General features: G+C 69.1%; 22 protein-coding genes and 2 tRNA genes. 13 read left to right on the top strand and 11 right to left on the bottom strand.

Annotated features, from left to right (window positions below; all coding sequences use genetic code 11):
• Nucleotides 1-47 precede the first annotated feature (47 nt).
• Complete coding sequence (locus IWX63_RS11095; RefSeq protein ID WP_199278225.1) at nt 48-521, top strand: acyl-CoA thioesterase; 474 nt, start codon at nt 48-50, stop codon at nt 519-521.
• Complete coding sequence (locus IWX63_RS11090; protein WP_199278224.1) at nt 518-1,174, top strand: hypothetical protein; 657 nt, start codon at nt 518-520, stop codon at nt 1,172-1,174. Before IWX63_RS11095 ends, IWX63_RS11090 begins: the two co-directional genes overlap by 4 nt.
• 90 nt (nt 1,175-1,264) lie before the next feature.
• Here IWX63_RS11090 and IWX63_RS11085 read toward each other — a convergent pair whose 3' ends face one another.
• From IWX63_RS11085 to pepN, 4 genes are all read right to left on the bottom strand, one after another.
• Nucleotides 1,265-1,798: a globin gene (locus IWX63_RS11085; protein WP_334685807.1), complete on the bottom strand. Its 534-nt coding sequence runs from the start codon at nt 1,796-1,798 to the stop codon at nt 1,265-1,267.
• Complete coding sequence (locus IWX63_RS11080) at nt 1,795-2,466, bottom strand: mechanosensitive ion channel family protein (protein ID WP_199278223.1); 672 nt, start codon at nt 2,464-2,466, stop codon at nt 1,795-1,797. The genes IWX63_RS11085 and IWX63_RS11080 overlap by 4 nt, the downstream gene beginning before the upstream one ends.
• Nucleotides 2,467-2,556: 90 nt before the next feature.
• Nucleotides 2,557-3,036 carry an OsmC family protein gene (locus IWX63_RS11075; RefSeq protein WP_199278222.1) on the bottom strand — a complete coding sequence of 160 codons (480 nt, stop codon included), beginning with the start codon at nt 3,034-3,036 and terminating at the stop codon, nt 2,557-2,559.
• Nucleotides 3,037-3,119: 83 nt separating this feature from the next.
• Entirely contained in the window at nt 3,120-5,669 is a 2,550-nt protein-coding gene (pepN, locus tag IWX63_RS11070; protein ID WP_199278312.1) for an aminopeptidase N, read from the bottom strand.
• Nucleotides 5,670-5,886: 217 nt separating this feature from the next.
• Here pepN and IWX63_RS11065 point away from each other — a divergent pair, with 217 nt between their 5' ends.
• The gene (locus IWX63_RS11065; protein ID WP_199278221.1) at nt 5,887-6,357 is read left to right on the top strand and encodes a ribose-5-phosphate isomerase; all 471 of its coding nucleotides are present in this window, start codon (nt 5,887-5,889) and stop codon (nt 6,355-6,357) included.
• On the top strand, nt 6,350-7,231 hold the full coding sequence (locus IWX63_RS11060) for an Fpg/Nei family DNA glycosylase (protein ID WP_199278220.1): 882 nt from the start codon (nt 6,350-6,352) through the stop codon (nt 7,229-7,231). The genes IWX63_RS11065 and IWX63_RS11060 overlap by 8 nt, the downstream gene beginning before the upstream one ends.
• 78 nt (nt 7,232-7,309) lie before the next feature.
• Here IWX63_RS11060 and IWX63_RS11055 read toward each other — a convergent pair.
• Nucleotides 7,310-7,380, bottom strand: a tRNA-Gly gene (locus tag IWX63_RS11055).
• A gap of 112 nt (nt 7,381-7,492) precedes the next feature.
• On the opposite strand from IWX63_RS11055, the gene IWX63_RS11050 reads away from it, so the two are divergent.
• The 5 genes from IWX63_RS11050 (at nt 7,493) to clpX (ending at nt 12,196) form a co-directional block, all read left to right on the top strand.
• Nucleotides 7,493-7,566, top strand: a tRNA-Pro gene (locus tag IWX63_RS11050).
• 69 nt (nt 7,567-7,635) lie between these two features.
• Nucleotides 7,636-9,144: a trigger factor gene (tig, locus tag IWX63_RS11045; protein ID WP_199278219.1), complete on the top strand. Its 1,509-nt coding sequence runs from the start codon at nt 7,636-7,638 to the stop codon at nt 9,142-9,144.
• A 247-nt stretch (nt 9,145-9,391) separates the two neighbouring features.
• Nucleotides 9,392-10,018 carry an ATP-dependent Clp protease proteolytic subunit gene (locus tag IWX63_RS11040; RefSeq protein ID WP_334685806.1) on the top strand — a complete coding sequence of 209 codons (627 nt, stop codon included), beginning with the start codon at nt 9,392-9,394 and terminating at the stop codon, nt 10,016-10,018.
• A gap of 46 nt (nt 10,019-10,064) precedes the next feature.
• Nucleotides 10,065-10,739, top strand: a complete 675-nt coding sequence (locus IWX63_RS11035; protein ID WP_043445666.1) for an ATP-dependent Clp protease proteolytic subunit — start codon at nt 10,065-10,067, stop codon at nt 10,737-10,739.
• 164 nt (nt 10,740-10,903) lie between these two features.
• Nucleotides 10,904-12,196: an ATP-dependent Clp protease ATP-binding subunit ClpX gene (clpX, locus tag IWX63_RS11030; RefSeq protein ID WP_199278218.1), complete on the top strand. Its 1,293-nt coding sequence runs from the start codon at nt 10,904-10,906 to the stop codon at nt 12,194-12,196.
• A gap of 60 nt (nt 12,197-12,256) precedes the next feature.
• Here the strand turns inward: clpX and IWX63_RS11025 are convergent, their stop codons facing one another.
• Nucleotides 12,257-13,732: a glyceraldehyde-3-phosphate dehydrogenase gene (locus IWX63_RS11025; RefSeq protein WP_199278217.1), complete on the bottom strand. Its 1,476-nt coding sequence runs from the start codon at nt 13,730-13,732 to the stop codon at nt 12,257-12,259.
• Between the two features lie 210 nt (nt 13,733-13,942).
• On the opposite strand from IWX63_RS11025, the gene IWX63_RS11020 reads away from it, so the two are divergent.
• Entirely contained in the window at nt 13,943-14,560 is a 618-nt protein-coding gene (locus IWX63_RS11020; protein ID WP_199278216.1) for a mycothiol-dependent nitroreductase Rv2466c family protein, read from the top strand.
• Between the two features lie 65 nt (nt 14,561-14,625).
• Here the strand turns inward: IWX63_RS11020 and valS are convergent, their stop codons facing one another.
• Together valS and IWX63_RS11010 are read right to left on the bottom strand one after the other, a co-directional pair.
• Nucleotides 14,626-17,250, bottom strand: a complete 2,625-nt coding sequence (gene valS, locus IWX63_RS11015; protein WP_199278215.1) for a valine--tRNA ligase — start codon at nt 17,248-17,250, stop codon at nt 14,626-14,628.
• 89 nt (nt 17,251-17,339) lie between these two features.
• Nucleotides 17,340-18,863, bottom strand: coding sequence for a SulP family inorganic anion transporter (locus tag IWX63_RS11010; protein WP_199278214.1), 1,524 nt, complete (start codon nt 18,861-18,863; stop codon nt 17,340-17,342).
• Between the two features lie 167 nt (nt 18,864-19,030).
• On the opposite strand from IWX63_RS11010, the gene IWX63_RS11005 reads away from it, so the two are divergent.
• Complete coding sequence (locus IWX63_RS11005; protein WP_199278310.1) at nt 19,031-19,393, top strand: MerR family transcriptional regulator; 363 nt, start codon at nt 19,031-19,033, stop codon at nt 19,391-19,393.
• Between the two features lie 18 nt (nt 19,394-19,411).
• Here IWX63_RS11005 and IWX63_RS11000 read toward each other — a convergent pair whose 3' ends face one another.
• From IWX63_RS11000 to IWX63_RS10990, 3 genes are all read right to left on the bottom strand, one after another.
• Nucleotides 19,412-20,929, bottom strand: coding sequence for an arsenic transporter (locus IWX63_RS11000; RefSeq protein WP_199278213.1), 1,518 nt, complete (start codon nt 20,927-20,929; stop codon nt 19,412-19,414).
• 90 nt (nt 20,930-21,019) lie between these two features.
• Complete coding sequence (locus IWX63_RS10995; protein ID WP_199278212.1) at nt 21,020-21,442, bottom strand: arsenate-mycothiol transferase ArsC; 423 nt, start codon at nt 21,440-21,442, stop codon at nt 21,020-21,022.
• A gap of 57 nt (nt 21,443-21,499) precedes the next feature.
• On the bottom strand, nt 21,500-21,784 hold the full coding sequence (locus tag IWX63_RS10990; protein WP_442859126.1) for an ArsR/SmtB family transcription factor: 285 nt from the start codon (nt 21,782-21,784) through the stop codon (nt 21,500-21,502).
• 292 nt (nt 21,785-22,076) lie between these two features.
• Between IWX63_RS10990 and IWX63_RS10985 the strand changes: the two genes are divergently transcribed.
• Both IWX63_RS10985 and IWX63_RS10980 read left to right on the top strand, forming a co-directional pair.
• The gene (locus tag IWX63_RS10985; protein ID WP_199278210.1) at nt 22,077-22,532 is read left to right on the top strand and encodes an arsenate reductase ArsC; all 456 of its coding nucleotides are present in this window, start codon (nt 22,077-22,079) and stop codon (nt 22,530-22,532) included.
• Entirely contained in the window at nt 22,529-23,992 is a 1,464-nt protein-coding gene (locus tag IWX63_RS10980) for an NAD(P)-binding protein (RefSeq protein ID WP_199278209.1), read from the top strand. The genes IWX63_RS10985 and IWX63_RS10980 overlap by 4 nt, the downstream gene beginning before the upstream one ends.
• Nucleotides 23,993-24,050: the final 58 nt, after the last annotated feature.

Below are 24,050 nucleotides of genomic sequence, written 5' to 3'. Positions count from 1 at the left end.
GGCACGGCGAATGGCTCGGTGGCGGCGCGGTTTGAGAAGATGGCGCTATGTCCCCGGTGCACACCTTCCCCCTCCAGCTGCGGTTCGGCGACGAGGATTCCTACGGCCACGTCAACAACGTCCGCTTCCTGCAGTTCCTCGAGGACGCGCGCCTGTCGCTGATGCACGAGCCTCGCCCCGATGGTTCGTTCATCGATCTGATCGACCCCGACCACTACACGCTCGTGGGGCGCCAGGAGATCGAGTACCTGTCGCCGCTGACCGTGAGCATGGAGTTTGCCGCCGTCGATCTCTGGATCACCGCGGTGGGAGGCTCGAGCTTCGACCTCGGCTATGCGGTGCGGGACCGGGTGGCGGCCGAGGGGAGCACCACGAGTGCGATCGCCGCGACCACGATGGTGATGGTCAGCCGCACCACCGGTCGTCCCGTGCGCCTGTCCGACCAGCAGAGGGCCATCCTCCTGTCCTGGCGGGGCCCGGCCGTTCCCTTCCGCCGCACGCGGGCCGGCACGCGGGCATGACGTCGTCATCCCTGCGCTTCGCGGACCCGCACACGGTCGCCGACCTCCGCACCTTCACCGCCCGTGCCCGGGGCAACGACGACAGCGGCATGAGACTCGTGGGCGCGGGCCGGGTGCTCGCCGCGTACGTGTGCACGCTCCGGCCCACGGTGCTCGGGGAAGCCGTGCCCACCGTGCTGGGGCTCAGGACCATGGCCCTCGAGGAGGAGGCCGACGTCGACACCACCGTCGCGCTCGGCTCTGTCCTCGACCGGCTCGCCCGCATGCCCGAGGGCGACGTCGTGTTCCCCGTCCCCACCGTGACGGTCACCGAGAACTGGTCCGGCATCCTCCCTCCCCGGTCAGGATGGCAAGCGGCGGGCACGGTCGCGGCCGAGGTCCTGGACGAGGCGGCGCACCAGGGCATCGCGGAGGTGGCCCGCAGCCTGCCTGACCGCGCGGGCGCACCCCGGGTGAGCAGCGCGAGGATCGCCGTATGGGGGCGCCCCCTCGCCGGGGTGCCCGGCGCAGTCCCGGCCGGAGCGGCCTTCGGCGCGTTCAGCCTCGGCTTCCTCCAGCCCGGCACGTCGGCGACGGTCCACACGAACGGGCGCTGGTCACGCGTCAGCACGGCACGCGGGCACGTCCTCGTCCGCGCCGCAGCCATCCTCTGACGACGGTCCGGCGGCGCAGGGTCCCGGGTGGCGGCGGTCCGGCGGCGCAGGGTCCCGGGTGACGGTGGCCCGCGGACCGGGCTGCCGGCGTCAGTCCGCCGCGTTCACCATCGAGTGCGCGGCGCGCTCGAGGTAGTCCCACAGGGTCGCCTCGTGCAGGGGAGGGAGGTCCAGGGTGTCCACCGCGGCGCGCATGTGCTGCAGCCACCGGTCGCGTGCCTGCGGCCCGACCCGGAACGGCATGTGCCGCATGCGGAGCCTCGGATGGCCCCGCAGCTCGCCGTAGGTCCTCGGCCCGCCCCAGTACTGCTCGAGGAACATCAGCAGGCGTTCCTTCGCCGGACCGAGATCCTGCTCCGGGTACATGGGTCGCAGCACGTCGTCGTCCGCCAAGCCATCGTAGAAGGCGTCGACCAGCCGCACGAATGTTGGGTGGCCTCCCACCGCCTCGTAGAAGTTGTCCGTGTACTGCGGCTGGGTGAAATCCTGTCCGGCCGCGACGAGCCGTTCGACGGGCAGGGCAGCCCGTGCGCCTGCGGACGGCGGCATCATCCCCGGGACCCCGACCGGGCCCGGTCCTGCCTCTCCGGCGGAGGGAAGGCCGCTGCGGTCCTGCGTGCTCATGACTGCTCATTGGCGAGGGCCGGCGCGGGTGCTGCCGGAACGGGTGCTGCCGGTACGCCGGGTTCCGGCGCCGGCTCCACGTAGGTGCCCTGCGACCGGTTGCCCACCTTGGTGATGTCCCCGTTCCGCACGTACCAGATGGCCCCGTCCTTATCGACCATGCGCGTGATGCGCAGGCCGAGGGACTGGACCACGCCCACCGTGTCGCCCACCTCGATGGTGTCGCCGATGCCGTACTGGTCCTCCATCGTGATGAAGAAGCCGAGGAAGGCGTCACGGATCACCTCGCGTGCGCCGAAACCGATCGCGATGCCGACGATGCCGACGCTCGCGAGGATGGGGCCGATGTTGAAGCCGAGCGTCTCGATGGCCATGAGGCCGGCGATGATCGCGATGGTCACGGCGGCCACGCTCGACAGCAGGCCGCCGATCGTCTCCGCACGCTGGACGCGCCGGGCGCTGTCGAAGGGACGCAGCGCAGGCTGGGCCCACTTGAAGTGGGGCTTCTTGAAGACGCTGTAGCCGCTCTGGACGCGCTTGACCGACCGGTTGATCACGTACCGGAGCACGAGCCACAGGATCAGGGCGCCGACCAGGATGATCAGTGCGGTGATGACCTGGCCGCCATAGCCGAGGGAGTTCAGGAATGTCATGGAGATCGCTTTCATGCGGGCATCCGGGGTCCGCCGGGAGTGGGCGCGCGAGGCGCAGGGACGCCTTAACAGGCTACAGCGGTGATGGGGCGGGCCCGGTGGGCCTCAGGGCCGGGAGGCGACGGAGGTGGGTTCGTGATGGACCGGGAAGTTCAGGGACCGTGCGATGAAGCACAGGCGGTTCGCCTCCGCGTGCAGGGCATCGGCGAGGCCGCCCTGGGCCGCGTCCTGCAGTTCGACGACGGGGTGCAGCACGATCCCCGTGAACTCGCCGCAGCCGTCCCGGTTCAGGCGCATGGTGCCCGTCGCCGTGTCCCGGTAGCCCGTGACCACCACGCCTGCCGTCACGGCGACGTGGAGGTAGGACAGCATGTGGCACTGCGCGACGGCGGTCAGCAGCAGCTGCTCGGGGTTCCAGCGGTCCTTCGCCCCGTGGAACGTGGGGTCCGCCGTCCCGAGGAGGAGGCCCGGACCGTCCACGTCCACCTCGTGGTCACGGCTGTAGGAGCGGTACCCGGAGGTCCCGGTGCCGAGATTGCCGGTCCAGCGGACGTGCGCCGAGTAGTGGTGTTCCTGCAGGTTCATGACACGACCCTAACGCCGGCGCGCCGGCAGGTGGAGACCGTGCGGACGGGGAGGACGGTGGTCCTCCCCGTCCGGGTGAGCGCCTACCGGTCGGCGGCCTGCGCCTTCAGGGCGCGCACGACGCCGTCCCGGCTTTCCAGCACCAGGCGCCGGAGCGACGGCGATTCGTCGCCGAGGGCGGCGAGGAAGGCGTCCGTGCGGTCCAGCGTGTCCTGCGTGGTCAGGAGCGACGGGTAGAGGCCCACGATGATCTGCTGGGCGATCTCATGCGTGCGGGTCGCCCACACGTCCCGGATCGAGGCGAAGTACCGCGCCACGAAGGGCTCCAGGAGCGACCGGTCGTGGACGCGCGTGAATCCGCCGATCATGGACCGCTGGGTGGCGTTCGGCAGGTCGGCCGAGTCGACGAGTGCCGCCCACGCCGCCGCCTTGGCCTCCGGGGTGGGCAGTGCCGCGCGCGCCGCTGCCGCCGCGAGCTGACCGGTCGCCGTCGAATCCTTCGCGAGTTCGCCGTCGATCTCCTGCTCTCCGGCGCGCCCGCCGACCACGAGGCTGGTGAGCAGCTCCCACCGCAGGTCCTGGTCCACGGTGAGTCCTCCGGGGACATGCTCACCGGAGAGCAGGGCCTCGACGGTGTCCAGCTGGGGCACCGTGCGGGCGTGGGCGGAGAAGGCCTTCGTGAACTGCAGCTGGGCGTCGGAGCCGGCAGCGGCAGCAAGCGCGAGGTCCAGCAGGCTGTCCGCCGCGGCGTCGCCCATCGGTTCGCGGTCCTCCGGGGTGACGTAGAACGCGAGGGTCGAGGCGAGCTGACGGAGCAGCACGAGCACGACGGACGAGTCCGACTCCGCTCCGATGTTCTGCAGGACGAGTTCCACGTAGTCGCGTGCCGGCGTCTCGCCGTCGCGGGCCGCGTCCCACGCCGAGGCGAGGACGAGGGTGCGGGGGAGCGAGTCGCGGAAGTCCCTGACGTGGCGCACGGACGTGCGCAGGGACGCCGGGTCGAGGCGGATCTTCGCGTAGGCGAGGTCGTCGTCATTCAGGAGCACGAGGGCGGGCTGCCTGCGACCCACGAGGTCCGCGACCTCCGTGCGCTCGCCGTCGACGTCGAGCTCGAGCCGGTGCACGCGGACGAGGGCGCCGTCGTCGTCGTGGTCGTAGAAACCCACCGCGAGGCGGTGCGGGCGGATGGTCGGGAACGCCTCGACCGCGGTCTGGAGGATCGCGAACGAGGTGATGGTGCCGTCGTCGTCCGTGGTGAACTCGGGGCGGAGCGTGTTGACGCCGGCGGTCTCGAGCCAGAGGGCGGACCACGCCTTCAGGTCACGGCCGCTGGCGGCCTCGAGTTCGGACAGCAGGTCCACGAGTTCCGTGTTCTTCCAGGAGTGCTTCGCGAAGTACTGGCGCACGCCCTGCATGAACTCCTCCTGGCCCACCCAGGCCACCAACTGCTTGAGCACGGATGCGCCCTTCGCGTAGGTGATGCCGTCGAAGTTGACCTGGACGTCCTCGAGGTCGTTGATCCGGGCGACGATCGGGTGCGTGGACGGGAGCTGGTCCTGGCGGTAGGCCCAGCCCTTCTCGAGGATCGCGAACGTGGTCCACGCCTGCTCGAACTCGGTGGCCTTCGCGGCCGCGAGGGTGGACATGAACTCGGCGAACGACTCGTTCAGCCAGAGGTCGTTCCACCAGCGCATGGTCACGAGGTCCCCGAACCACATGTGGGCCAACTCGTGCAGGATGGTGATGGCGCGGCGCTCGACCGTCGCGTCCGGCACGCGGGAGCGGAACACGTAGGTCTCCACGAACGTGACCGCGCCCGCGTTCTCCATGGCTCCGGCGTTGAACTCGGGCACGAACAGCTGGTCGTACTTCGCGAACGGGTAGGGCGTGCCGAACTGCTCCTCGTAGAACGCGAAGCCCTGGCGGGTGAGGGCGAAGATGTTCTCCGCGTCCAGATACTGCATGAGGGACTTGCGGGCGAACACCCCGAGCGGGATGGTGCGGCCGTCCGAGCTGGTCAGTTCGCTTCGCACCGACTGGTACGGGCCTGCGATCAGCGCGGTCACGTAGGACGACATGACGGGGGTGGGCTCGAAGGACCAGGTGGAGGCGGCGCCGTCGGCGACCGATCCCGCCCGGACGGGCTCCGGCGTGGCGGTGTTCGAGATGACGTCCCAGTGCGACGGAGCGGTGACGGAGAACCGGAACGTCGACTTCAGGTCGGGCTGCTCGAACACGGTGAACACGCGGCGGGAGTCCGGGACCTCGAACTGGGTGTAGAGGTAGACCTCGCCGTCCACGGGATCGGTGAAACGGTGGAGACCCTCGCCGGTGTTCATGTAGAGCATGTCGGCCTCGACGACGAGGACGTTGCTGTCGGCCAGCGTCGGAAGCTGGATCCGGACGCCGTCGGAGACCTCCGCGGGATCCAGTGCGACGCCGTTCAGCTCCACCCGATGCACGGCGTCCGTCACGGCGTCGATGAACGTCGAGGCGCCCTGGCGTGCGTCGAAGGAGACCACCGTCGTCGAGCGGAACACGCGTTCGCCGCGCGTGAGATCGAGGGTGACCTCGTAGGAGTGGACGGTGAGCAGATCGGCGCGCGTGCGTGCTTCGTCGCGCGTCAGGTTCAGACCGGGCAAGGATCGCCTCCAGGGGTGGGATTCGGGTACTCCGCGTGTGATGAGGGTTACGCGGCGGTTCGATTCTCTCACTCCGCCCGGTGTCGCCGCGCACGTCGACCCGCCCGGCCCCGCGGTCTAGGCTGGAGACCTCCCGTCCAGCCGTGCGTCCACCCCGCGCGGCCACCATCGCCTCCTCCCCGGCGCCACCCAGAAGGAACCGATCATCATGCGCGTCCACCTCGCCACCGACCACGCAGGCATGGAACTGAGCGCCCACCTGCTCTCGCACCTCACCGCGGCAGGCTACGACGTCGTCGACCACGGCCCCACGTCCTACGATCCGGAGGACGACTACCCCTCGTTCTGCATCGACGCCGCGCAGGCCGTCATCGCGGACCAGGCCGCCGGCACCCAGGCCCTGGGGATCGTCCTCGGCGGTTCCGGGAACGGCGAGCAGATCGCCGCGAACAAGGTGCGCGGCGTCCGGGCCGCCCTCGCGTGGAGCCTGGACACCGCGCGCCTGGCACGCCAGCACAATGACGCCAACGTCGTCGCGGTCGGCGGACGGCAGCACTCGGTGGCGGAGGCGACGGCGATCGTCGAGGCGTTCCTCACCGAACCGTTCAGCGGCGCCGAGCGGCACAGCCGCAGGATCGCGCAGGTGTCGCGGTTCGAGGAATCGGGGAGCGTTGCCTGAGGGCCATTCGGTCCACAGGCTCGCCCGGCAGTTCGGGTCCGTCTTCACCGGTGAGCGGCTCGCCGTCTCGAGCCCGCAGGGACGGTTCGCCGCGGGGGCCGCCCAGCTCGACGGTGCCACGCTGGTCAGCGCGCTCGCCCACGGCAAGCAGATGTTCCTGCGCTTCGACAACCGCCGCGTCCTGCGGGTGCACCTCGGCCTGTACGGGGCGTGGACCTTTGGCGGCGACGAGACGTTCCGCGGGGCCTCGAGCATAGGGGCTCCCCGCCGGGTGGGGGAGTCGGAGCAGCCCTCCGGTGACGGCCCTGGCTCCGGGTACGCGGGCCCTCCCGCGCCGGTGGGCGCTGTCCGTGTCCGGTTCGTGTCGGCGCACGGCTGGGCGGACCTCCGGGGACCCACGGCGTGCGAGGTGATCACCGGGGCGGAGGAGAAGGCGGCCCGCGCGAAGCTGGGTCCGGACCCCCTGCAGCCGCGGTCGGACGGTACGGTGTTCACGCGGAAGCTGCTGTCCAGCATCACCCCCGTCGGCACCCAGCTGATGAACCAGGCGGTGATCGCGGGGATCGGCAACATCTACCGTGCCGAGGTGCTGTTCCTGCAGGGCATGAACCCGTGGCGACCGGGGAAGCAGGTCCGCGACGACGAGGCCGCCGGCCTCTGGGCCGACACGGTGCGCCTGATGAAGGACGGCGTCCGGGACGGACGCATCGTCACGACGACCCCCGAGGCACGGAACGGACGCCCCAAACGGTCCGCCCCGCACTACGTCTACAAGCGCACGGGCCAGCCGTGCCGCCGCTGCGGGACACCGATCCTCACCGCGGTGATGGCGGCCCGGAACGTCTACTGGTGCCCGCTGTGCCAGCCGGACTGATCCCAGCGGAGCCGCCGGTTAAAGCAGCACACCCGGACGCGTCGGTCCGGGTGAGGGTCCGGTACAAGCCGGAAGGAGAGGGGCTGACGAGAATCGAACTCGCATCATCTGTTTGGAAGACAGAGGCTTTACCACTAAGCTACAGCCCCGCGGGAGCACTGATACGGCCCCGTGGAACGCCTATAACTACATCACAGCTGCCGCGCTATCGCCAAATGTGCGAGGTCGGCGCAAAGGTGCGTAGACTGGCACTCGCACTTACGGGGTGTAGCTCAGCTTGGTAGAGCGCCTGCTTTGGGAGCAGGAAGTCGCAGGTTCAACTCCTGTCACCCCGACTCTGTTGTGTGATGAGGAAAGTGCCTCCGCTGCAGAACCAACCCCAATCATTTCAGGAGTCCTACGCTGTGAAGAGCGCTGTTGAAACCCTTTCCCCCACCCGGGTGAAGCTGAACGTCGAGGTCCCCTTCGAGGAACTGAAGCCCAGCATCGACGAGGCCTACAAGACCATCGCGACCCAGGTGCAGGTTCCCGGATTCCGCAAGGGCAAGGTTCCCCAGCAGCTCATCGACCAGCGCGTCGGCCGCGGCTACGTCATCGAGACCGCCGTCAACGACGGCCTCAACGGCTTCTACCAGAGCGCCGTGCAGGAGTCGGGCATCCGCCCCCTGAGCCGCCCCGAGGTCGAGATCACCGAGGTCCCCGACCCCGCGAAGAAGGACGGCCAGCTGGCGTTCAGCGTCGAGCTGGACATCCGCCCCGAGATCGAACTCCCGGACTACGAGGGCATCGAAGTCTCTGTCGAGGCCGTCGAGGCCTCCGACGAGGACATCCAGAAGGCCATGGACGAGCTGCGCGGGCGCTTCGGCACCCTCACCGCCGTGGACCGTCCCGCCAAGGACGGCGACTTCCTGACCATCGACCTGACCGCGTCGGTCGGCGATGACGAGGTCGACTCGGCTCAGGACCTGTCCTACCAGATCGGCTCCGGGACCATGCTCGAGGGTATGGACGAGGCCGTCACCGGACTCTCCACCGACGAGGACGCCACGTTCGAGACCAAGCTGGCGGGCGGCGAGCACGCAGGCGCCGATGCGCAGGTCAAGGTCATCGTCAAGGCCGTCAAGGAGCGCGAGCTCCCCGAGGTCGATGACGAGTTCGCCCAGCTGGCGTCGGAGTTCGACACCGCCGAGGAACTGCGTGCCGACCTCACGAAGCAGGCCTCCGAGTCCAAGCTGATGGACCAGGGCGTCGAGGCACGCGACAAGGTGCTCGACAAGCTCGTCGAGCTCGTCGCCGTGCCGGTCCCCGCGAGCGTCATCGAGGAGCAGCTCGAGCAGCACTTCAACGGCGAGAACGCCCACAGCGCCCGTGAGGACCATGACACCGAGGAGCACCGCGCGGAGATCCGCACCAACACGGAGCGCGCCTTCCAGAACGAGGTCATCCTCGACGCCGTCGCCGAGAAGGAGGAGGTCGGCGTCAGCCAGCCCGAGCTGATCGACTACATCGTCTCGACCGCCGGCCAGTACGGCATGGAGCCGAACCAGTTCGCCCAGATGCTCGACCAGAGCGGCCAGGTCCCGATGATCGTCGGCGAGGTGCGCCGCCGCAAGGCCCTCGCCAAGGTCCTCGAGTACGCGACGGTCACCGACACCAACGGTGCCGTCGTCGACCTCAGCGAGTTCGTCCGCCCCGGTGATGAAGACATCGAGACCATCAGCGCGGACGATGCCGCGACCGAGCAGGACGTCGTCGACGCTCCTGACGCCGAGGTGACCGAGGTCGCGGACGCGCCCGAGGCCGAGGCGACCGAAGCCCCCGAGGCCGCGGCACCGGAGGCCGTCGAGGAGCCGGAGGCCGCCGAGGCCCCGAAGAAGAAGAGGGCGCCGCGCAAGAAGGCGGCTTCCGAGTAGCCAGCAGTGCAGACAGCGGTGCCGCAGCCTCCGGGCGGCGGCACCGCTGCTTCGTTAAGCCCTCAGGCGATGTCCGGAGGCCCTCGGCGAACGGCATCCGGACGACGGCGGCGCGACCGTGCGCCGTCAGCGAACAGTTCGCGGAGCGGGAGCAATTCGCCATGCCAGCGGGTTAGTGTCCAAGGAGAGACAAACGGACGGGTCGGCCGAAGCGGCAGCGGCCCGCCAGAGTGAGAGGTTAACGTCAATGGCAACCGAACCAAGCACCCCGAGCATGGCCGGCCCCGAGATGGGCGGTCGTGACGACTACATCTACAACAGGCTCCTCAAGGAGCGCATCATCTGGCTCGGTTCGGAGGTCCGCGACGACAACGCGAACGCCATCTGCTCGCAGCTCCTGCTGCTGTCGGCCGAAGATCCCGAGCGCGACATCTACCTCTACATCAACTCGCCCGGCGGCTCGGTGACCGCCGGCATGGCGATCTACGACACCATGCAGTTCATCCCCAACGACGTCGTCACGGTGGCCACCGGCCTCGCCGCATCGATGGGCCAGTTCCTGCTCTCCTCGGGCACCAAGGGCAAGCGGTACGCGACGCCCCATGCACGCATCCTGATGCACCAGCCGTCCGGCGGCATCGGTGGAACCGCGACGGACATCCGGATCCAGGCCGAGCTGATCCTGCACATGAAGCGGGTCATGGCCGAACTCACGGCCGACCAGACGGGCCAGACGGTCGAGAAGATCCTGAAGGACAACGACCGCGACAAGTGGTTCACCGCCCAGGAGGCCCTCGAGTACGGATTCTTCGACCACATCTCCGCGCACTCGGGCTCCGTGGCCGGCGGCGGCGGAACCGACCAGACGTCCTAGTCCGCGCACAGCCCCTTTCTTCACCAGTCGTCCTACAGGAGACACCATGAACCACGAATTCCAGGCAGCAGCGGGATCGACGGCGCAGAACCTGCCGACCAGCCGCTACATCCTTCCCCAGTTCGAAGAGCGCACGCCCTACGGCTTCAAGCGCCAGGACCCCTACACGAAGCTGTTCGAGGACCGCATCATCTTCCTCGGCACGCAGGTGGACGACGCCTCCGCCGACGACGTCATGGCGCAGCTGCTCGTCCTCGAGTCCACGGACCCCGAGCGCGACATCACCCTGTACATCAACTCGCCGGGTGGCTCCTTCACGGCCATGACGGCGATCTACGACACCATGCAGTTCATCCGGCCCGAGGTGCAGACCGTGTGCCTCGGCCAGGCCGCAAGCGCCGCGGCCGTCCTGCTGGCCGCGGGAGCGCCCGGCAAGCGGCTGGCCCTGCCGAATGCCCGCGTGCTGATCCACCAGCCGGCCCTCTCCGGCGGGCAGGGGGGGCAGGCGTCCGACCTCGAGATCCAGGCCAACGAGGTGATGCGTATGCGCACCTGGCTCGAAGACACGCTGGCACTCCACTCGGGCCGCAGTTCCGAGCAGGTCAACATCGACATCGAGCGCGACAAGATCCTCACCGCGGCCGACGCCGTCGAGTACGGACTGGTCGACGAGGTCCTGACGTCGCGGAAGATCACCCCGCCGAAGATCAACACCCCGTAGCAGCGACGGCGGACCCGGGGGCCGGACCGGCCCCCGGGTCCGCCGCCCGACCCGTCCCCCGCCCGTGGTGCCGCATGGCACCACGGGCCTTTTGATACTGGCTCCCGCGGCGGGGTGGCCTAGAGTGGACATAGCAATCGCGATAAACCTAAGGGGATTGAACCATGGCTCGCATTGGTGAGAGCACGGATCTGCTCAAGTGCTCCTTCTGTGGGAAGAGCCAGAAGCAGGTCCGGAAACTGATCGCCGGCCCCGGTGTGTACATCTGCGACGAGTGCATCGACCTGTGCAACGAGATCATCGAGGAGGAGCTGTCCGAGGTGGCCGACCTCGGGACGTTCGAGCTGCCGAAGCCCCGCGAGATCTTTGATTTCCTGCAGGAGTACGTGGTGGGCCAGGAGCCCGCGAAGCGCTCCCTCGCAGTCGCCGTCTACAACCACTACAAGCGCATCCAGTCGGGCAACGGGCCCCGCGCCGCCGGTACGCTCGCCGACGCGGTGGAGACCGAGGACGTCGAGATCGCGAAGTCGAACATCCTCCTCATCGGTCCCACCGGGTGCGGCAAGACCTACCTCGCCCAGACCCTTGCCCGCCGCCTCAACGTCCCGTTCGCCGTGGCGGACGCGACTGCCCTCACCGAGGCGGGCTACGTGGGCGAGGACGTCGAGAACATCCTGCTGAAGCTGATCCAGGCCGCGGACTACGACGTGAAGAAGGCCGAGCAGGGCATCATCTACATCGACGAGATCGACAAGATCTCCCGCAAGAGCGAGAACCCCTCGATCACGCGCGACGTCTCGGGCGAGGGCGTCCAGCAGGCCCTGCTGAAGATCCTCGAGGGCACCGTCGCCTCCGTGCCCCCGCAGGGCGGGCGCAAGCACCCGCACCAGGAATTCATCCAGATCGACACCACGAACGTGCTCTTCATCGTCGCCGGCGCGTTCGCCGGCCTCGAGGAGATCATCGGTTCCCGGGCGGGCCGCAAGGGCATCGGCTTCGGCGCACCGCTGAGCTCCCTCAAGAACGAGGAGGCCAGCTACGGGGACGTCATGCCCGAGGACCTGCTCAAGTTCGGGCTGATCCCCGAGTTCATCGGCCGGCTGCCCGTCATCACCACCGTCACCCACCTGGACCGGCCGGCGCTCATGCAGATCCTGACCGCGCCGAAGAACGCGCTGCTCAAGCAGTACCAGAAGATGTTCCTGCTCGACGGCGTCGAACTCGTCCTCGAACCGAAGGCCCTCGAGGCCATCGCCGACCTCGCGCTGGACCGGGGGACCGGCGCGCGAGGCCTCCGCGCCATCATGGAGGAGGTCCTCCTGCCCGTCATGTTCGACCTCCCCAGCCGCGAGGACATCGCCACGGTGGTCATCACGGACGACGTCGTCGCCAAGCGCGCGGAACCCACGCTCATCTCGCACGAGGTGGCCGCCAAGCGCCGGAACAAATCCGCCTGATAGCCCACCGCATGCGGAAGGCCCGGCCATCCGGCCGGGCCTTCCGCCTGACCGGCCGGATCAGCGGTTCGCTGTCACCGCGGCCACGGTGTCCGCGACGGGGTACGACGGCGGATGGACCGCAGCCATCTCCTCGAGGACCCGCACCACCTGGCAGCTGTACCCGAACTCGTTGTCGTACCAGACGTACAGGACGAGGAACGTGCCGTCGGCGATGGTCGCGAGGCCATCGACGATGCCCGTCCGCCGCGAGCCGACGAAGTCCGTCGAGACGACCTCCGGGCTGTCGATGTAGTCCACCTGCTTCCGCATGCCCGAGTGGAGGGACATCTCACGGAGGTAGGTGTTGACCTCCTCCTTCGTGGTCGCGTTGTCGAGGGTCAGGTTGAGGATCGCGATCGAGACGTCCGGGGTCGGCACGCGGATGGAACTGCCGGTCAGCTTCCCGGCCAGTTCGGGCAGGGCCTTCGCCACCGCCGTCGCCGCCCCCGTCTCGGTGAGGACCATGTTGAGCGCCGCCGAGCGGCCGCGCCGGTCGCCGCGGTGGAAGTTGTCGATCAGGTTCTGGTCGTTCGTGAAGGAGTGGACGGTCTCCACATGCCCGTGGACCACACCGAAGCGGTCGTTGATGGCCTTGAGGACGGGCGTGATCGCGTTCGTGGTGCAGGAGGCCGCGGTGATGATGCGGTCGGTCTCCTCGATCGCGTGGTGGTTGATGCCGTGCACGATGTTCTTCAAGCTTCCCTTGCCCGGGGCGGTCAGCAGCACCTTGGCCACGCCGGGGCTCTTCAGGTGCTGGGACAGGCCGTCGGCGTCGCGCCAGCGGCCCGTGTTGTCCACGATGATGGCGTCGTGGATGCCGTGGGCCGTGTAGTCGATGGTCGACGGATCGTCGGAGTAGATCACCTGGATGCGGATCCCGTTGGCGGTGATCGTGTTCGATGCCTCGTCCACCTGGATGGTCCCTTCGAAGGGGCCGTGCACCGAGTCGCGGCGCAGCAGGCTCGCGCGCTTGGCGAGGTCGTTGTCCGAGCCCCGGCGGACGACGACGGCGCGCAGCCTCAGCCCGTGGCCTCCGCCGGCCTTCTCGATCAGGAGGCGGGCCACCAGGCGCCCGATCCGGCCGAAGCCGTACAGGACGACGTCGGTGCTCGTGCGCTCGTCGTGCCCGCCCCGGCCGACGATGTCGGCGAGTTCCGCGCGGGTGAACTCCTCGAGGGTCCGCCCGTCCCCGGCGCGGTCGTAGGCGAGGCGAAGGCGTCCGATGTCGATCGCGGCCGCGCCGAGGTCCAGGTCGGCGAGGATCTGCAGCAGGGGAGCGGTGTCCTCGAGGCGGAGCTCCTCGGTGGTGATCCGGCGGGCGAAGCGGTGCGCCTTCAGGATGTTCATCGTCGACTTGTTGATGAGACTGCGCCCGTGGATGCTGGTCACGACGTTGTTGTCGCGGTACAGGCGCCCGATGAGCGGGATCATGGCTTCCGCGAGCGCCTCGCGTTCGAGCCAGGTGTCGTGGGTCTCGGTCCGGTGGTGCTGCACAGCGGCATCCTTTTCGGCACCGGGGTCGCCGGTGCGAGCTCATCCAGCCCGATGGCGACGCAGGGATAGCGCCAGGCATCCTCGACTGGTCGTGTCCTCCCATTAGACCGCCTCCTGCGGGCCCGCACCAATTCGGCCGGAATAGCGAGCCGGCGGCGCTGGTTGCACCGGAAAAGGCCTCGGCCTCACCAACCCTGCAAGGAGCACCCTATGACTGCGTCCACGACCGTCGAGAAGGCCGATTTCTGGTTCGACCCCCTGTGTCCCTTCGCCTGGATCACGTCCCGCTGGATCGGTGAGGTGGAGCAGGTCCGCGACATCTCGGTCGCCTGGCACGTCATGAGCCTGTCCGTCCTCAACGAGGGACGCGACCTCCCCGAGGACTACCAGGCCATGATGCTGCAGGGGTGGGGTCCGGTGCGCGTGATCATCGCTGCGGCGGAGCTGCACGGTGACGAGTACATCAAGAAGCTGTACGACGCCATGGGCACCCGCATCCACATCGGCCAGAACAGGGACTTCGACGTCGTCATCCGGGAATCGCTGGAGGAGGTGGGCCTGCCGGCCGACCTCGCGTCCTACGCGCACACCGACGAGTACGATGCCCGGCTGCGCGCGTCCCACAAGGACGGCATCGACCGCGTGGGCGACGAGGTCGGCACGCCGGTCGTGGCCTTCAACGGCACGGCGTTCTTCGGGCCGGTGCTCACCAGGATCCCGCGCGGGGAGGAGGCCGGCCGGATCTTCGACGGCGCCGTCCTGATGTCCGAGTTCCCCGGCTTCTTCGAACTCAAGCGCTCCCGCACGGAGAGCCCGCGCTTCGACTAGTCGTCAGCCGGCACGAACGCAGGAAGGGACCCGCCCACCGGCGGGTCCCTTCCTGCGTCCGGACGCTACTCCGCGGGCTGCGGGACCAGCTCGACGGCGGAGACGCTCAGCGCTCCGTCCCCTTCGACGACCCGGAGGTCCCGGGCATTGCCGGCCGCGAGGAGGTCGGCCAGGCCCGCACGGATCTGCCCCGCCTGGGCGGCGGACGCGGTGACGACGGCGCGTTCCACCTCGGTGCGCTGCTTGACCTTGGCCTCGGACTTCGCCTTGCGGATGCCCCCGAGGGCCAGGGCCACCGACGTCAGGACGCCGGCGTCGGCCGAGTCCGGGAGCGCTGCGAGGGCGTCGGCACCGGGCCAGTCCGCCTGGTGGACCGATCCCTCGCGCCACCAGCTCCAGACTTCTTCGGTGGCGAACGGCAGGAACGGCGCGAACAGGCGCAGCAGGGCGTCCAGTGTCGTCGCCAGCGCGGTCTGGACCGACTGCGTCCCCGCGTCGTCCGGATCGCCGTAGGCACGGTCCTTGACCAGTTCCACGTAGTCGTCCGTGAAGGTCCAGAAGAAGGACTCGGTGAGCTGGAGGGCACGCGCGTAGTCGTACTTCTCGAAGGCGGCCGTGGCCTGCTCGGTCACCGTGCGGAGCTGGACGAGCAGGGAGGTGTCCAGCGCGTTCGAGACGCGGTCCAGGGCACCGGAGCCGATGGACGCATCGGTGACCCCGAGGTTGAGGACGAATTTCGACGCGTTGAGCAGCTTGATGGCCAGGCGCCGGCCGATCTTCATCTGGTTCACCTCGTACGCGGTGTCCGCGCCGAGCTTCGCCGATGCGGCCCAGTAGCGCACGGCGTCCGCCCCGAACTGTTCCAGGACGTCCGTGGGGACCACGACGTTGCCCTTGGACTTCGACATCTTCTTGCGGTCGGGGTCGAGGATCCACCCGGAGAGGGCGGCATGCTTCCACGGCACCGAGTCCTGGAGGGCGTCGGCGCGGACCGCCGTCGAGAACAGCCACGTGCGGATGATGTCGTGGCCCTGCGGGCGCAGGTCGAACGGGAACACCTTCCCGAACAGGTCCTCGTCCCGCGCCCAGCCGCCCACGATCTGCGGGGTCAGGGACGACGTCGCCCAAGTGTCCAGCACGTCGCTGTCGCCGATGAAGCCGCCGGGCTGGTTGCGGGCGGATTCGTCGAAGCCGGGTGCCGGGTCGGCGGCCGGGTCGGCGGGCAGGGATTCGAGGGCCGGGAGGATCGGGTCCTCGTACTCCGGTTCGCCGTCGGCGTCGAGGCGGTACCAGACGGGCACCGGGACGCCGAAGAAGCGCTGGCGTGAGACGAGCCAGTCGCCGTTCAGCCCTTCGATCCAGTTCTCGTAGCGGGAGCGCATGAAGGAGGGGTGGAAGTCGATCTCGCGCCCCCGCTGGATCAGCGCCTCCCGCTTGCCTGCGTCGCGCCCGCCGTTGCGGATGTACCACTGGCGGCTCGTGACGACCTCGAGGGGCTTGTCGCCCTTCTCGTAGAAGTTGACGGGGTGCATGATCTTCTTCGGCTCGCCCTCGAGGTCGCCGCTCTCGCGGAGCATCGCGACGACGGCCTCCTTGGCGCTGAAGATCGTCTTCCCGGCCAGCTGGGCGTAGTTCCCGCGGGCCCGGTCGGTCGCGATCCACTCGGGTGCCTCGGCGCGCAGCCGGCCGTCACGACCGATCACGGCGCGGGTGGGCAGCTGCAGTTCACGCCACCAGGTGACGTCGGTCAGGTCGCCGAAGGTGCAGATCATGGCGATACCGCTGCCCTTGTCGGGCTTCGCCAGGGGATGCGCCTTGATCTCGACCTCGACGTCGAACAGCGGGCTGGTGACGGTGGTGCCGAAGAGCGGCTTGTACCGCTCGTCGTCGGGGTGCGCCACGAGGGCGACGCACGCCGGCAGCAGCTCGGGACGGGTCGTCTCGATGTGGATCCGGGTGCCGTCGGGGGCGTGGAACGCGATGCGGTGGTAGGCGCCGGGCTGCTCGCGGTCCTCGAGCTCGGCCTGCGCGACGGCGGTCCGGAAGGTGACGTCCCACAGGGTCGGCGCTTCGGCGAGGTAGGCGTCGCCGGCCTTCAGGTTCTCGAGGAAGGCGCGCTGCGAGACGGCACGAGAGGTGTCGTCGATGGTCCGGTACGTCAGGTCCCAGTCGACCGAGAGTCCCAGGGTGCTGAAGAGGTTCTCGAAGACCTTCTCGTCCTCGACGGCCAGCTCTTCGCAGAGCTCGATGAAGTTCTTCCGCGACACCGCGTCGAAGTCCCGCTGGTTCTTCGCGGGCTCGGCGGGAGGCCGGTAGCCGGCGTCGTACGGGACGGACGGGTCGCAGCGGACGCCGTAGTAGTTCTGGACGCGGCGCTCGGTCGGCAGGCCGTTGTCGTCCCAGCCCATGGGGTAGAAGACGTTGGCGCCGCGCATGCGCTTGAACCGCGCCATGACGTCGGTCTGCGTGTAGGAGAACATGTGTCCCACGTGGAGCGATCCCGACGCCGTGGGCGGCGGAGTGTCAATGGAGTAGACGTCCTCGCGCGTCGTGTCACGGTTGAAGGCGTAGGTGCCGTCCTTGCGCCACTGGCGGGACAGTCTCTCCTCGAGCCCCTCGAGCGCGGGCTTGTCGGGGACGGAAACGGGCTGGGGGGAGGGCGTGTCTGTGCCCTGGGTGGTATCGGCCATTCCTCCATTGTTCCCTACCGCCCGCCGACTCCGGCACGACGGCGGGTTCCGCGGGCGGAAGTGCGCCGGCGGATCCCGGAGCGGCCGGGTCAGTGGCCGGCGCCGAGCGTCCCGCCCAGGCGTTCGCGCATCATGGTGGAGGCCTCGTTGAGTCCGACGACCTCCACCTCGGTGCCGTGGGTGCGGTACTTCTCGGTGATGGCGTCCAGGGCGGCGATGGTGGAGGCGTCCCAGAGGTGGGATCCGTGCAGGTCGATGGTGACGCGGTGGGGGTCGGTGGCGTACTCGAACTGGGTGTAGAGGTCGTTGGAGGACGCGAAGAACAGTTCGCCGTCGACCGTGTAGGTGGCGTGCCGGTCCCCGTCCGTGGTGGTCTCGGAGCGTTCGACGGTGACGAAGTGCGCCACGCGGCGCGCGAAGGCGACCATCGCCACGAGGACGCCGACGCCGACGCCGATCGCCAGGTTGTGGGTCCACACGGTGACGATGACCGTGGCGAGCATGACGGCGGTCTCGCTCCGGGGCATCCGCCTCAGGGTCGATGGCTGGATGCTGTGCCAGTCGAAGGTGGCGATGGCGACGAAGATCATGACCGCGACGAGGGCGGCCATCGGGATCAGGGCGACGATGCCGCCGAGGGCCACCACGAGGACGAGCAGGAAGATGCCGGCGAGGAAGGTGCTGATCCGGGTGCGCGCACCGGAGGCCTTCACGTTGATCATGGTCTGGCCGATCATCGCGCAGCCGCCCATGCCGCCGAAGAACCCGGTGATGATGTTCGCTGCTCCCTGGCCCCAGGATTCGCGGGTCTTGTCGGAGCGGGTATCGGTGATGTCGTCGACGAGCTTCGCGGTCATGAGGGACTCGAGGAGCCCGACGGCGGCCAGCGCCAGGGAGAAGGGGGCGATGATCTGGAGGGTCTCGAGGGTCAGCGGCACGTTCGGGAAGAACAGGGACGGCAGGCTCTCGGGCAGTTCGCCCTTGTCCCCGACGGTGGGCACGAGCACGTCGGCGACGACCGCGAACACGGTCAGGACCACGATGGCGACCAGCGGTGCGGGCACCGCCCTGGTGAGGCGGGGCAGCCCGAAGACGATCAGCAGGCCGACGGCGACCATCGGGTACACGAGGAAGGGTACGTCGATGAGTTCGGGGACCTGGGACATGAAGATGAGGATGGCGAGGGCGTTGACGAAGCCCACCATGACGGAGCGGGGGATGAACCGCATGAGGCGGGCGACGCCGGTGACGCCGAGGATCACCTGGAAGATCCCCCCGAGGATCACCGCGGCGGTGAAGTAGTCCACGCCGTGGCTGTCCACCAGCGGGGCGATGACGAGGGCGATCGCGCCGGTCGCGGCGGAGATCATGGCCGGGCGTCCGCCGAGGAAGGCGATGGACACCGCCATCGTGAACGAGGCGAACAGTCCCAGCCGCGGGTCGACGCCGGCGATGATCGAGAAGGCGATGGCCTCGGGGATCAGGGCGAGCGCGACGACGAGGCCGGCGAGGACCTCGGTCTTCAGCAGGCGCGGGTTCCGTAGGGTCCTGGCCACCGACTGGCGTTCGGCGGGCGTGAGTTCCGGTGGAGCGATGGGTGCTGCTGCGGACATGGCAGGTTCCTTCGGGCGTTCGTCCCGGTGTACGGGAAGCGGGGCGATGGGGAGGCGCACGCCTCTGTGCACGACCGGTTCCAAACCAACCCTAACGTAAGGGTAGAGTTGTCGTGACAAGGAGGTGGGCCGTGACCGAGGTACGCCACACAGCAGGGCTCCGGACCATGCACATCGGTGAGCTCGCGGAGCGCACGGGCCTGTCCCTGCGGACGATCCGTCACTACGACGAGGTGGGCATCCTCCCCGCAACCGCCCGCACCGACGGTGGGTTCCGCGTCTACACCGAGGAGGACCTCGAGCGGCTGATGGTGATCCGGCGGATGAAGCCGCTGGGCTTCACGCTCGAGGAGATGAAGGACCTCCTCGCCGTCCTCGACGCCCTGCAGCAGGAGAAGGACGAGGCCGCGGCCGGCGAGTTGCGCGCGCGCCTGGCCTTCTTCCGCGAAACGGCCGCCGAACGGCGGGCGAAGCTGGTCGAGACCCTCGCCCGTGCCGACGAGTTCATCGACGTCCTCGCCCGCTACTAGCTCGCGTCGGACCTGCTTTCAGACGCCGACGACGGTGAGCCATCCCGCGAGCGCGAGCAGGGTGATGAGGAGGACGGGGATGGTGAGCACGATCCCGGTGCGGAAGTACTGGCCCCACCCGATGTGGATGCCCTTGCGGTCCAGGACGTGCAGCCACAGGAGGGTCGCGAGGCTGCCGATGGGGGTGATCTTCGGGCCGAGGTCGGAGCCGATGACGTTGGCGTAGATCATCGCCTCCTGGGTCAGCCCGGTGGCACCGGCGGACCCGATCGCGAGGGACGCGATGAGGACGGTGGGCATGTTGTTCATCAGCGACGCGAGGACCGCGACGATGACACCGACACCCAGGGCGGTGATCAGGACACCGTTGGAGCCGACGGCGGAGAAGACACCGGCGAGCTCGTCGGTGAGGCCCTGGTTCCGCAGCCCGTACACGACGAGGTACATGCCGATGGAGAACAGGACGATCTGCCAGGGCGCTTCCCTCAGGATCCGCGGAACCGAGATCCCGGGGTTCGGGAGCGCGACAGCACCCGCGTCCGCTGCATCCGGTGCTGCATCGTCGGGGTCGAAGCCGGAGCGGGCTGCGGTGCCCGGTCCCGTCGTCGAGCGGTGGGCCGCTCCGACCGTCTCGCAATCGAGGTCCGCGACCCGCGCATCGGCTGCTCCCGGTGTCGATCCGTGCGCTGTCGCAGTGGTCGCGAAGGCGGCTGCACGCGGGAAGAGGAAGGCAGGTCGGCGGGAGGCGACGATCATGAGTACGACGGCGCCGAGGCCCGCGACGGCGGAGAGCGGGATGTGCAGGGGGTCTGCGGCGAAGTAGCCGATCAGCAGGACCCCGAGGACCACCCAGCCGGTCCTGAAGGTCAGGGGGTCCGCGATGGCGGATCTCGGGTTCGCGAGGACGGTGACGTCGTAGTGGCGCGGGATGGCCTTCCGGAAGAACAGGAGCAGGACAGCCAGGCTGGCGGCGACGGAGACCAGTCCGACCGGGACCATGACGACCGCGTAGCGGGCGAAGCCGATGTCGAAGAAGTCCGCGGTGACGATGTTCACCAGGTTCGACACGACCAGGGGCAGGCTGCCGGCGTCGGCGATGAACCCGCAGGCGATGACGAACGCGAGGGACGCCCTGGCCGGGAACTTCAGGGCGAGCAGCATCTGGATGACGATCGGGGTGAGGATCAGTGCTGCCCCGTCATTGGCGAACACCGCGGCGATCGCGGCCCCGAGCAGGACGATCAGGGTGAACAGCAGGCGGCCGTTGCCCCGGCCCCAGCGGGCGACATGCAGTGCTGCCCAGGTGAAGAACCCGGACTCGTCCAGGACCAGCGAGATGATGACGATCGCCACGAACGCGAAGGTCGCGTTCCAGACGATGTCCCACACGATGGGGATGTCCGACAGGCTCACGACGGTGGTGATCAGCGCGAGCGCTGCCCCGCCGAGGGCGGACCAACCGATGCCGAGGCCTTTGGGTTGCCAGATGACCAGGGTCAGGGTGGCGAGGAAGATCAGGATGGCGACCACGGTCATGGCAGCAGGACTCCTTGGGGGAAGAGGCGCGCGGGAGGAGAAGGGCAGGGGACGGCGAGGGAGGACAGCAGGAGGGGGTGGGGGGAGCTCTTACGGGGCGGTGAGCGTGGCGTGCAACGTGGTGACGCGGGCGAGGATGTCGTCGCGGACCAGGCGCATGCGGTCGATGCCGTCGATCCCGCGGTTGCTGGGCTCGTCGGTGGTCCATCGTTCGTAGCGGGTCCCCTCGACCTCGTCGACCTGCGCTTCGCTGCCGAGGATCACGACGACGTCCGCCCGGCGCTGGTCCTCCGTGGTGATCCGGCGCGGGATGTTCCGGCTGATGTCGACGCCGACCTCGGCCAGGACCGCGGCGGAGAGCGCGTTGACCGCGGAGCCCGGCGTCGACCCCGCCGACGCTGTGGTCACCGAGTCGCCGGCGACCTTGTCCATGAGGCCGGCTGCCATCTGGGACTTGCCGCCGTTCTTGACGCAGACGAACAGGACGGAGGGCTTGTCCGCTGTGAAGCTCACTGGGGGTCTCGATTCGTGATGGGGGGCAGTGGTGGAGGGCAGAAGCCCGGGAGGGTGTTATCGGGCTTCGGTGAGGACGCCGGCGAGGGAGTTCAGGGCCCCGGGCACGAGGGAGTAGTACGCCCAGACGCCGCGCTTCTCGCGGTGCAGGATGCCGGCGTCGACGAGGATCTTCAGGTGGTGGGACACCGTGGGCTGGCCGAGATCCAGTGGTTCGGTGAGGTCGCACACGCATGCCTCGTTGGCGGCGCTCGCGGAGATGAGTGAGACCAGGCGCAGCCGGTTCGGGTCGGCGATGGCCTTGAACTGCCGGGACAGTGCCTCGGCGCGGTCCGCACTCATCGCGGGAGTGCCGGAGGGCACGCAGCAGCTGCCGTCGTCGGTTGCACTGTCGAGCGGTGCGGGAGCCGATGCGGTTGCTGCGAGGCCAGCCGTCCCGGGCTCGGAGATCGTCGTCATTCGCCCAGCATACCTGCGCATTGACATCCATCGATATCTGTCCGCATACTCGACATCGAAGCCAGTCGATCCCTGGTAGGTCGCCGGAACGTGAGGTGTCTGGCCCGGGATTCGGCTCCTCCCCTCCAGCCGGCCGCCCGGCCCTCCGGCGTCAGGCGATGAACAAAGAATCATCATGAGCACCGAGACAGCAGCCACGACGACCGTCGATCACAGGAAGCCTTCGGTCCTCTTCGTGTGCGTGCACAACGCCGGCCGGTCACAGATGGCCGCGGCCTACCTCAACCACCTCTCCGAGGGGCGCATCGAGGTCCTCTCTGCCGGTTCGCAGCCTGCCGACCAGGTCAACCCCGCCGCGGTCGAGGCGATGAAGGAGGAGGGTATCGACATCACCGCGGAAACCCCGAAGATCCTCACCACCGACGCCGTGAAGGCCTCCGACGTCGTGGTCACCATGGGCTGCGGGGACGAATGCCCCTATTTCCCCGGCAAGCGGTACGAGGACTGGGTCCTCGAGGACCCCGCGGGCAAGGGTGTCGACTCGGTCCGGCCCATCCGCGACGAGATCAAGGGACGCATCCGGCAGCTCATCAGCGAACTCCTGCCCACCGGCGCGGGACCGACGGCATGACCGCATCCCTGCCGGCCGACGCCACAGCGACCGACCTCCCGGTCGCTGTCATCGGCGCCGGACCGATCGGACTGTCCGCGGCCGCCAACCTCCTCGAGCAGGGGCTCACCCCGATCGTCTTCGAACAGGGCGGGACCGTCGGTGCAGCGGTCCGCCAGTGGGCGCACATCCGCCTGTTCTCGCCGTGGCAGTACGACATCGATCCGGCAGCCCGTCGCCTGCTCGAACCCGCCGGCTGGGCCGAACCACGCCAGACCGCCCTGCCGTACGGGCGGGAGCTGGTGGAGTCCTACCTCGAACCCCTCGCAGCCATCCCGGCCATCGCCGGGACGCTGCGGTTCAACAGCACCGTCACGGCGGTCACCCGCCTCGGCCTCGACAAGACCCGCACCAGGGACCGCGCCACGACGCCGTTCCTCGTCCGGGTCACCACCCCCGACGGAACCACGGATCACCACGTGCGCGCCGTCATCGATGCCTCCGGCACGTGGGGCCGGCCCAACCCCCTCGGGCAGGCAGGACTGCCGGCGCCGGGCGAGGACGCGGTGGCGGATCTGGTGGGCTCCGCGCTGCCGGACGTCCTCGGACTCGAGCGGGCACGTTTCGCAGGGAGGACGGTCATGGTCGTCGGAGCGGGGCACTCGGCCGCCAACACGCTGATCGATCTCGGCGAGGTCGCCAGGAACGAGCCCGGCACCCGGATCCTCTGGGCCGTCCGTGGCGGCGGATCCGCCCAGCGCCTCTACGGTGGCGGAGACCTCGACGGCCTGCCCGCCCGCGGCGCCCTGGGCAGCCGCCTCAGGACCCTCGTCGGCGACGGCGTCGTCGAGCTGGTCGCGGACTTCACCATCACCGGTCTCGCCCGGAAGCCGTCGGGCCTGTCGGTGACGGCATCGACGCCGGCCGGCCCTCGGACGATCGAGGTCGACGTCCTGGTGCCGGCCACCGGGTTCCGGCCGGATCTGGACATGCTGCGCGAACTGCGGCTCGATCTCGACCCCGCCGTGGAAGCACCGCGCGCCCTAGGGCCCCTGATCGACCCGGAGTTCCACTCCTGCGGGACGGTCCCCGCCCACGGCGCGGACGTCCTGGCGCACCCGGAGAAGGACTTCTACCTCGTCGGGATGAAGTCCTACGGACGGGCGCCCACCTTCCTGCTCGCCACCGGGTACGAGCAGGTCCGTTCCGTCACCGCGGCGATCGCCGGCGACACGGAAGCTGCGTCCCGCCTCCAGCTCGAGCTTCCCGAGACAGGCGTCTGCAGCACCGATCTAGGGGGCTCCTGCGACACCATCGTCCCGGCCGCGATCGACAGTGACGCGACGCGACAGTGCGGGACCGGCACGGCCGCCGGCCCGGATGCCGACGCTGATGCCGGGTGCTGTGGCGGGCCACAGCTGGTCAGGATCGGCTTCCCCACCGGCACCGCCCACGGGCGGTCGGGGGACCCGGACCACTGAGCACCACCACCCGGATCGCCGCCCACCATTGACCGCCGACCTGCTGATACCGAGCGCG

Source organism: Arthrobacter sp. CAN_A2 (assembly GCF_015752045.1).
GTDB lineage: Bacteria > Actinomycetota > Actinomycetes > Actinomycetales > Micrococcaceae > Arthrobacter_D.
The sequence above is the reverse complement of the archived record's forward strand: the minus strand, read 5'-3'. Positions and strand labels throughout refer to the sequence as shown.

Coding starts and splice junctions, on each gene's coding strand:
- IWX63_RS11035 (WP_043445666.1), top strand. CDS start 10,065: ATGAACCACGAATTCCAGGCAGCAGCGGGATCGACGGCGCAGAACCTG.
- IWX63_RS11020 (WP_199278216.1), top strand. CDS start 13,943: ATGACTGCGTCCACGACCGTCGAGAAGGCCGATTTCTGGTTCGACCCC.
- IWX63_RS11080 (WP_199278223.1), bottom strand. CDS start 2,466: ATGAAAGCGATCTCCATGACATTCCTGAACTCCCTCGGCTATGGCGGC.
- IWX63_RS11085 (WP_334685807.1), bottom strand. CDS start 1,798: ATGAGCACGCAGGACCGCAGCGGCCTTCCCTCCGCCGGAGAGGCAGGA.
- IWX63_RS10985 (WP_199278210.1), top strand. CDS start 22,077: ATGAGCACCGAGACAGCAGCCACGACGACCGTCGATCACAGGAAGCCT.
- IWX63_RS11090 (WP_199278224.1), top strand. CDS start 518: ATGACGTCGTCATCCCTGCGCTTCGCGGACCCGCACACGGTCGCCGAC.
- IWX63_RS10980 (WP_199278209.1), top strand. CDS start 22,529: ATGACCGCATCCCTGCCGGCCGACGCCACAGCGACCGACCTCCCGGTC.
- IWX63_RS11005 (WP_199278310.1), top strand. CDS start 19,031: ATGCACATCGGTGAGCTCGCGGAGCGCACGGGCCTGTCCCTGCGGACG.
- IWX63_RS11095 (WP_199278225.1), top strand. CDS start 48: ATGTCCCCGGTGCACACCTTCCCCCTCCAGCTGCGGTTCGGCGACGAG.
- IWX63_RS10990 (WP_442859126.1), bottom strand. CDS start 21,784: ATGAGTGCGGACCGCGCCGAGGCACTGTCCCGGCAGTTCAAGGCCATC.
- IWX63_RS11040 (WP_334685806.1), top strand. CDS start 9,392: ATGGCAACCGAACCAAGCACCCCGAGCATGGCCGGCCCCGAGATGGGC.
- IWX63_RS11000 (WP_199278213.1), bottom strand. CDS start 20,929: ATGACCGTGGTCGCCATCCTGATCTTCCTCGCCACCCTGACCCTGGTC.
- IWX63_RS11075 (WP_199278222.1), bottom strand. CDS start 3,036: ATGAACCTGCAGGAACACCACTACTCGGCGCACGTCCGCTGGACCGGC.
- valS (WP_199278215.1), bottom strand. CDS start 17,250: ATGGCCGATACCACCCAGGGCACAGACACGCCCTCCCCCCAGCCCGTT.
- IWX63_RS11010 (WP_199278214.1), bottom strand. CDS start 18,863: ATGTCCGCAGCAGCACCCATCGCTCCACCGGAACTCACGCCCGCCGAA.
- IWX63_RS11065 (WP_199278221.1), top strand. CDS start 5,887: ATGCGCGTCCACCTCGCCACCGACCACGCAGGCATGGAACTGAGCGCC.
- clpX (WP_199278218.1), top strand. CDS start 10,904: ATGGCTCGCATTGGTGAGAGCACGGATCTGCTCAAGTGCTCCTTCTGT.